Origin of the sequence: Streptomyces sp. NPDC059166, from assembly GCF_042755185.1 — a bacterium.
In the GTDB taxonomy this organism is placed as follows: Bacteria; Actinomycetota; Actinomycetes; order Streptomycetales; family Streptomycetaceae; genus Streptomyces.
Map to the genome: position 1 here is coordinate 47,384 of NZ_JBHZCI010000047.1, position 6,276 is coordinate 53,659.

The 6,276-nt window shown below is 73.2% G+C and carries 6 protein-coding genes; 3 read left to right on the forward strand and 3 right to left on the reverse strand.

Going from position 1 to position 6,276, the window contains the following annotated elements; translation table 11 throughout:
• Positions 1-8: 8 nt before the first annotated feature.
• On the reverse strand, positions 9-548 hold the full coding sequence (locus tag ACFXOA_RS28025) for a DoxX family protein (RefSeq protein WP_385034242.1): 540 nt from the start codon (positions 546-548) through the stop codon (positions 9-11).
• Positions 549-751: 203 nt separating this feature from the next.
• Here ACFXOA_RS28025 and ACFXOA_RS28030 point away from each other — a divergent pair, with 203 nt between their 5' ends.
• Positions 752-2,767, forward strand: coding sequence for an FAD-dependent oxidoreductase (locus ACFXOA_RS28030; RefSeq protein WP_385034253.1), 2,016 nt, complete (start codon positions 752-754; stop codon positions 2,765-2,767).
• A 32-nt stretch (positions 2,768-2,799) separates the two neighbouring features.
• Positions 2,800-3,339: a PadR family transcriptional regulator gene (locus ACFXOA_RS28035; RefSeq protein ID WP_385034244.1), complete on the forward strand. Its 540-nt coding sequence runs from the start codon at positions 2,800-2,802 to the stop codon at positions 3,337-3,339.
• A gap of 120 nt (positions 3,340-3,459) precedes the next feature.
• Here the strand turns inward: ACFXOA_RS28035 and ACFXOA_RS28040 are convergent, their stop codons facing one another.
• Entirely contained in the window at positions 3,460-4,470 is a 1,011-nt protein-coding gene (locus ACFXOA_RS28040; protein ID WP_385034246.1) for a DMT family transporter, read from the reverse strand.
• A complete protein-coding gene (locus ACFXOA_RS28045; protein WP_385034255.1) occupies positions 4,467-5,282 on the reverse strand; it encodes a phosphatase PAP2 family protein in 816 nt (271 codons plus the stop codon). Before ACFXOA_RS28045 ends, ACFXOA_RS28040 begins: the two co-directional genes overlap by 4 nt.
• A gap of 165 nt (positions 5,283-5,447) precedes the next feature.
• Between ACFXOA_RS28045 and ACFXOA_RS28050 the strand changes: the two genes are divergently transcribed.
• Positions 5,448-6,092: a TetR/AcrR family transcriptional regulator gene (locus ACFXOA_RS28050; RefSeq protein ID WP_385034248.1), complete on the forward strand. Its 645-nt coding sequence runs from the start codon at positions 5,448-5,450 to the stop codon at positions 6,090-6,092.
• The last annotated feature ends 184 nt before the right edge of the window (positions 6,093-6,276 follow it).

A 6,276-nucleotide genomic window follows, 5' to 3' on the forward strand; every position in this document is an offset into this window, starting at 1 on the left:
GGCAGCGGCTACGCGGTCTCGTCCTCCGGCGTGGCGTCGGCCGACGCCTGGCCCTTGGCACGCCGGCCGACGACCGCGGCGGCCGCGAGGGCGCTGCCCGCGAAGGCGAGCGCGACGACCCACGGCTGGTCCAGCACATGTCCGGTGGCGTGGTCGAGGGAGTAGCGTCCGGCGCCGGTGACGCCGATGGCCGCGGCGGTGAACCCAAGGAAGGCGGGGTACTCGTATCCGCCGCCCATCGCGAAGAAGCCGGCCGGGGCGTGTACGGCGACGGCACCGGCCATGGTTCCGGCGGCCGCCGCGCCCGCCGCGGGGGTGGCGAGGCCGAGGGCGAGCAGGACCCCTCCCCCGGCCTCACCGATACCGGCGGCCAGGGCGCTGTGCTTCGGCGGGTGGAATCCCATGGCCTCCATCGCCGCGGTGGTCCCCTCGATGCCTCCGCCACCGAACCAGTGGGTCAGTTTCTGGCAGCCGTGGACCGCGAGCACGGCCCCGGTGCCGGCCCTCAGCACGAGAAGCCCGAGGTCACGTCGGTTGATACACGTCATGAGGGTCTCCTGTCGGCGGGACGGGCGGCATCTGGCCGTACGGATTCCACTGTCGGCCGCCCGGGTCCCCGGAGCCCGGTGCTGTTGGGCCATTCGTGTGCCGGGCCTTGCGGCGACTGCGACACAGGTCATTGTGCAACTTGTTGCATAACGAGGTGCGGGTGGTCTACAACTGGCTCGACGACACCTGCGAGGAGCCTCGGATGAGCCCGTACCCCACCCTGCTGAGCCCGCTGGACCTCGGTTTCACGACCCTGCCCAACCGGGTGCTGATGGGTTCGATGCACGTCGGTCTCGAGGAGGTGGAGCGCGGCTTCGAACGGATGGCGGCGTTCTACGCCGCCCGCGCGCGAGGCGGTGTCGGCCTCATGGTCACGGGCGGAATCGCACCGAGCGAGCGAGGCTGCTCCTTCCCCGGCGGCGCGAAGATGACGACCGAGGCGGAGGCGGAGCAGCACCGGGAGGTGACATCCGCCGTCCATGCCGCGGGCGGCAGGATCGCGATGCAGATCCTGCACTTCGGGCGTTACGCCCATCACCCGGATCTCGTCGCCCCGAGCGCGCTCAAAGCTCCCATCAGCGGATTCACCCCGCACGCGCTGACGGACGAGGAGGTCGAGGCGACGATCGAGGACTTCGTGCGGGCGGCGGCGCTCGCGCGCCGGGCCGGTTACGACGGAGTCGAGATCATGGGCTCCGAGGGCTACCTCATCAACGAGTTCATCGCCGGGGAGACCAACCACCGGGAGGACCGGTGGGGTGGTTCGTACGAGAACCGCATCCGCTTCCCCGTCGAGATCGTGCGGCGCGTGCGGGAGCGGGTCGGCCCGGACTTCATCCTCGTCTACCGGCTGTCCATGCTGGACCTCGTGCCGGGCGGTTCGACGCTGGAGGAGGTCGTCCATCTGGCCCGCGCGGTCGAGGAGGCGGGCGCGACCATCATCAACACCGGCATCGGCTGGCACGAGGCGCGCATCCCGACCATCGCGACGTCGGTGCCGCGCGGCGCCTTCACCTGGGTCACGGAGAAGGTGCGGGGCGCGGTCTCCGTGCCGCTGGTCACCAGCAACCGCATCAACACCCCCGAACTGGCCGAGGAGATTCTCGCCTCCGGCCGGGCGGACATGGTGTCGATGGCACGGCCCTTCCTCTCCGACCCCGACTTCGTCGCCAAGGCGGCGGCCGGCCGCGCCGACGCCATCAACACGTGCATCGGCTGCAACCAGGCCTGCCTCGACCACATCTTCAGTCTGAAGATCACCTCGTGCCTGGTGAATCCGCGCGCCTGCCACGAGACGGAGCTGGTGCTGTCGCCGACGCGTACCCGCAGGCGCGTGGCCGTGGTGGGCGCCGGGCCTGCGGGGCTCGCCTGCGCGGTCACGGCCGCCGAACGCGGGCACACGGTGACGCTGTTCGACGCCGCGGACGAGATCGGCGGGCAGCTGAACGTGGCACGCCGGGTACCGGGCAAGGAGGAGTTCGACGAGACCCTGCGCTACTTCCGTACCCGGCTCGCCGAGGAGGGCGTCGACGTACGGCTCGGTACTCCGGCCACGGCGGCGGCCCTCGACGGGTACGACGAGGTCGTCCTGGCCACCGGTGTGGAGCCGCGCACCCCGGCGATCGAGGGGGTCGGCCACCCCAGCGTGGTGAGCTATCTCGACGTGCTGCGCGGCGTGGCGCCGGTCGGTGACCGGGTGGCGGTCGTCGGGGCGGGCGGCATCGGCTTCGACGTCGCGGAGTTCCTGACCGACGACGGGGACGCGCGGAGCCGGGGCGCCGCCGCCTTCTTCCGTCAGTGGGGCGTGGACACCGACTACACGGGCCGTGGCGGGCTGGGGCTGCCCGAGCGTCCGAAGCCCTCGCGCACCGTGTATCTGATCCAGCGCAAGGCGACCAAGGTGGGTGCGGGGCTGGGGAGGACGACGGGCTGGATCCACCGCACGGAGCTGCGCCACCGCGGGGTGACGATGGTGGCGGGTGCCTCGTACGACCTGATCGACGACGAAGGGCTGCACCTGACCGTCGACGGCGAACAGCGCCTGCTCCCGGTCGACACCGTGGTGCTCTGCGCGGGGCAGGAGCCCCGCCGCGAGCTGTACGACGAGCTGCGGGCCGCGGGCCGTACGGTGCGCCTGATCGGCGGAGCCGACGTGGCCGCGGAGCTCGACGCCAAGCGGGCGATCCGCCAGGGCACCGAGCTGGCCGCCGAGCTGTGAAAGAGCGTCCGCGGCGTCCCTAGGATGCACCCATGTCACTCCCCCACGCGATCCTGACCGCCCTGATCGAGAAGCCGTCCTCAGGTCTCGAACTGACGCGCAGGTTCGACCGGTCGATCGGCTACTTCTGGCCTTCCACGCACCAGCAGATCTACCGCGAGCTGGGCAAGCTGGAGCAGGCGGGGCACATCCGGGTCCTGCCGGCGGCCCAGCCGGCCCGGGGGCAGAAGAAGGAGTACGAGGTGCTTCCCGAGGGCCGGGCGGAGCTGGCGGCCTGGGTGTCGCTGGCGGAGGACCCCCGCCCGGTCCGCGATCCGCTGCTGCTGCGGATGCGCGCGGCGGCGGTCGTCGGGGCGCCCGGCCTCGTCGGGGAACTGCGCCGGCACCTGGCGCTGCACCAGGAGCAGCTGGCGGAGTACCTGGAGATCGAGGAACGCGACTTCCCTCCGGAACGAACGGCCCAGGAGGACCGGCTGCGGCGGCTGGTCCTCCGCGGAGGCATCGACCTGGAGACGTTCTGGACGGGCTGGCTGAGCAGGGCGATCGAGGATCTGGACCCTTCGGCCCCTTGACGGGCAGGACCGCCCGGCGCCTGTGGCCTCGTCGCCGGTGCTCCGCCCCACCGCTTCCGGTGGCACTCCCGAACCGCCTCCCGGGCCCCGGAGCGCCGCGGCGTCACGGCTCGGCACCGCTCAGCCGGAGCTCCCGGGCGGCGCCGCGTGGAGGACGAGCGGCTCGGCGGGGAGAGGCACCGAGGGCGCGGGGGCGGAGATGACGACGCGTGACGGCCGCCTCGGCGGAACCGGGACGGTGGCAGGGGCTGCGTCGGCGGGGACGGTGGCGACGCCGGACGGGGTCGGCGCACCGGACGGGGTCGGGGCGCCGGCCTGCGCACGGCTGAGCAGGATCACGCCCTCGACGGCGGCGACGGCGCCGAGGAGGGCCGGAAGCAGGCCGAGCAGTCCGCCCTGGAGACGTTCGCCGAGGAGGAACAGGCCGATCAGGGCCGCGGCGACCGGGTTGGCGAGGGTGACCACGGCGAGTGGTGCGCCGAGGCCGCCCCGGTAGGCCGTCTGGGACAGCAGCAGGCCGCCCAGGGCCAGGAACGAGACCAGCAGCGCCACCGTGACGAGCCGCCAGTCGAGCAGAGGCCCCGAGTGGTCGGTCGCCGCCACGGTCAGGGTCTGGGTGAGCGCGGACGCGACACCCGAGGTGAGGCCGGACGCCGCCGCGTGCCGGAGCCCGGGCCGGGCGCCGGGCCGGCTGAGCCCCGCGACGAGCGTCATGGTCACGGCCGCGACGCACAGCGCCTCGGGAAGGCTGAGGGTGTCGTGGGGCGCCGCGCCGCCCGCGGCGAGGAGCAGTGCCGCGAGGCCCACGAGGGTCATGAGGGTGCCACGCCATTCCGTACGGCTGACCCGGCGGCCGGCCGAGCGGGCTCCGAGCGGGACCGCGGCGACGAGGGTCAGCGCGCCGAGAGGCTGGACGAGGGTGAGCGGCCCGTACTTCAGGGCGGCGACATGGAGGACGGCACCTGCGGCGTTGAGACCGACCGCGGCCCACCAGGCTCCGCGGCCCATCAGGCGCAGCGTCCCGGTCGCGGGGTCGGTCCGGCCGGCCAGCCTCGCCTGGGCCACGGCGGCGGCCGCGTAGGCGACGGCGGAGACGAGGGAGAGGGCGACGGCTATGAGCGTGGCGTTCATCGCCGCCCCCCTGACGGTGCGTACGCGGGAGTCGTGCGGAGCTGGGCGGGGACGGCTGCCTGCCACCGCGGGACCGCGGCCACCCGGGCGGCCGGCAGCGGGAGCGCGGCGAAGGCCAGGGCGAGCAGCGCCGCGGCCACGACCGCGTCGAGCCAGTAGTGGTTGGCGGTGCCCACGACGACCAGCAGGGTGAGCGCCGGGTGCAGCAGCCACAGCAGCCGCCATCGGGAGCGGGTGGCGACGATCAGACCGACGGCGACCACGAGGGACCAGCCGAAGTGGAGCGAGGGCATGGCGGCGAACTGGTTGGCCATGGAGTCGGTCGTGGGGGTGCCGGCGTAGACCGAGGGCCCGTAGACCCGGGCGGTGTCGACGAGGCCGGTCGCGTGCAGCAGTCTCGGGGGCGCCAGGGGGAAGAGCAGGTGCAGGGCGAGCGCCGCTCCCGTGACCGCGGTGAGGATCCTTCGCGCCCAGACGTAGTGGCCGGGGCGGCGCAGGTACAGCCAGACCAGGAACGCCACGGTCGCCGGGAAGTGCACCGCCGCGTAGTAGGTGTTGGCCGCCTCGACGAGGGTGTGGCTGTGCAGCAGGACCGCCTGGACGTCTCCCTCGCCGGGGAGACCGGCGGCCCTCTCGAAGCCCCAGATCTGACGGGCGTTCCGGAACGCTTCCTCCACGTGTCCGTTCGCGGCCTGCCGGCCGAGTTTGTAGACGAGGAAGAGTCCGGCCACGAGTAGCAGTTCGCGGACGAGGGGCGGTCGGGCAGTGGTGTCCGGCTCCCGCTCCGCAGGCTCACTGCGGGTGTGCATCACCCGTGCCCCTTTGCTGACGGTGCGCTGATACGTCGTACGGCGTGGCGAGTCCACGCCGTATCGATACGCCAGTGTACCGATACGAAGTCGTATCGGTACACTGGCGTATCGGTACACTGACGTATCGAGGGATCCTCAGCCGCAGTGCCGCAGGGAGGGAAGCAGATGCCGTCACCCGTGTCCGCCCAGGAATCCGCGCCCGCGTCACGCCGGTCGAAGATCACGCCCGAGCGGGCACAGGAGCTCTACACCGCCGTACTGGACCTGCTCCGGGAGAGCGGATACGACTCCCTCACCATGGAGGGCGTGGCGGCCCGGACCCGGTGCGGGAAATCGACGCTCTACCGGCAGTGGGGGAACAAGCCGGAACTGGTGGTGGCCGCCCTGCACAGCACCCGCCGGCCGCTGTTCTCCGGCATCGACACGGGCACCCTCCGCGGCGACCTCCGCGAGGCGGCGCGGGCCGTCGAGTCCGCGTCCGGCCAGGACACCGCCCTCATGCACGCCCTCAGCCACGCGGCGCTCCAGAACCCCGACCTGCTCTGCGCCATGCGCTCCACCCTGATCACGCCCGCCATCGCCGCCATCGACACGATGGTCGAACGCGCCGTCGAGCGCGGCGAGGTCGAGGCCGGCAATCCCGCACTGGAGTTCGTGGCCGCACAGGTGATGGGCGTCATGCGCGCACGCCCGCTGCTGGAGGAGCGCTACACCGACGGCCAGTTCCTGACCCGCTTCATCGAGTGCGCCGTTCTGCCCGCCCTCGGCCTCCCTCCCTCCCCGCCGGCCCCTTCGGGCGGCGAGGACTGAAGAACGTGGGCTGCCGTCCGAGCGGATGACGACAGCCCACCCGCGCGCCGCACCGTGGGGACGGGGGCGGTGTCGCCGACCGGTCGGGGGGGGGGGGGGGGGGGGGCGCCCCCCCCCCCCCCCCCCGCGCCGACCCCCCCCCCCCCCCCCCAACCGGGGGGGAGGTGACGCGGCGCCGTGGTAA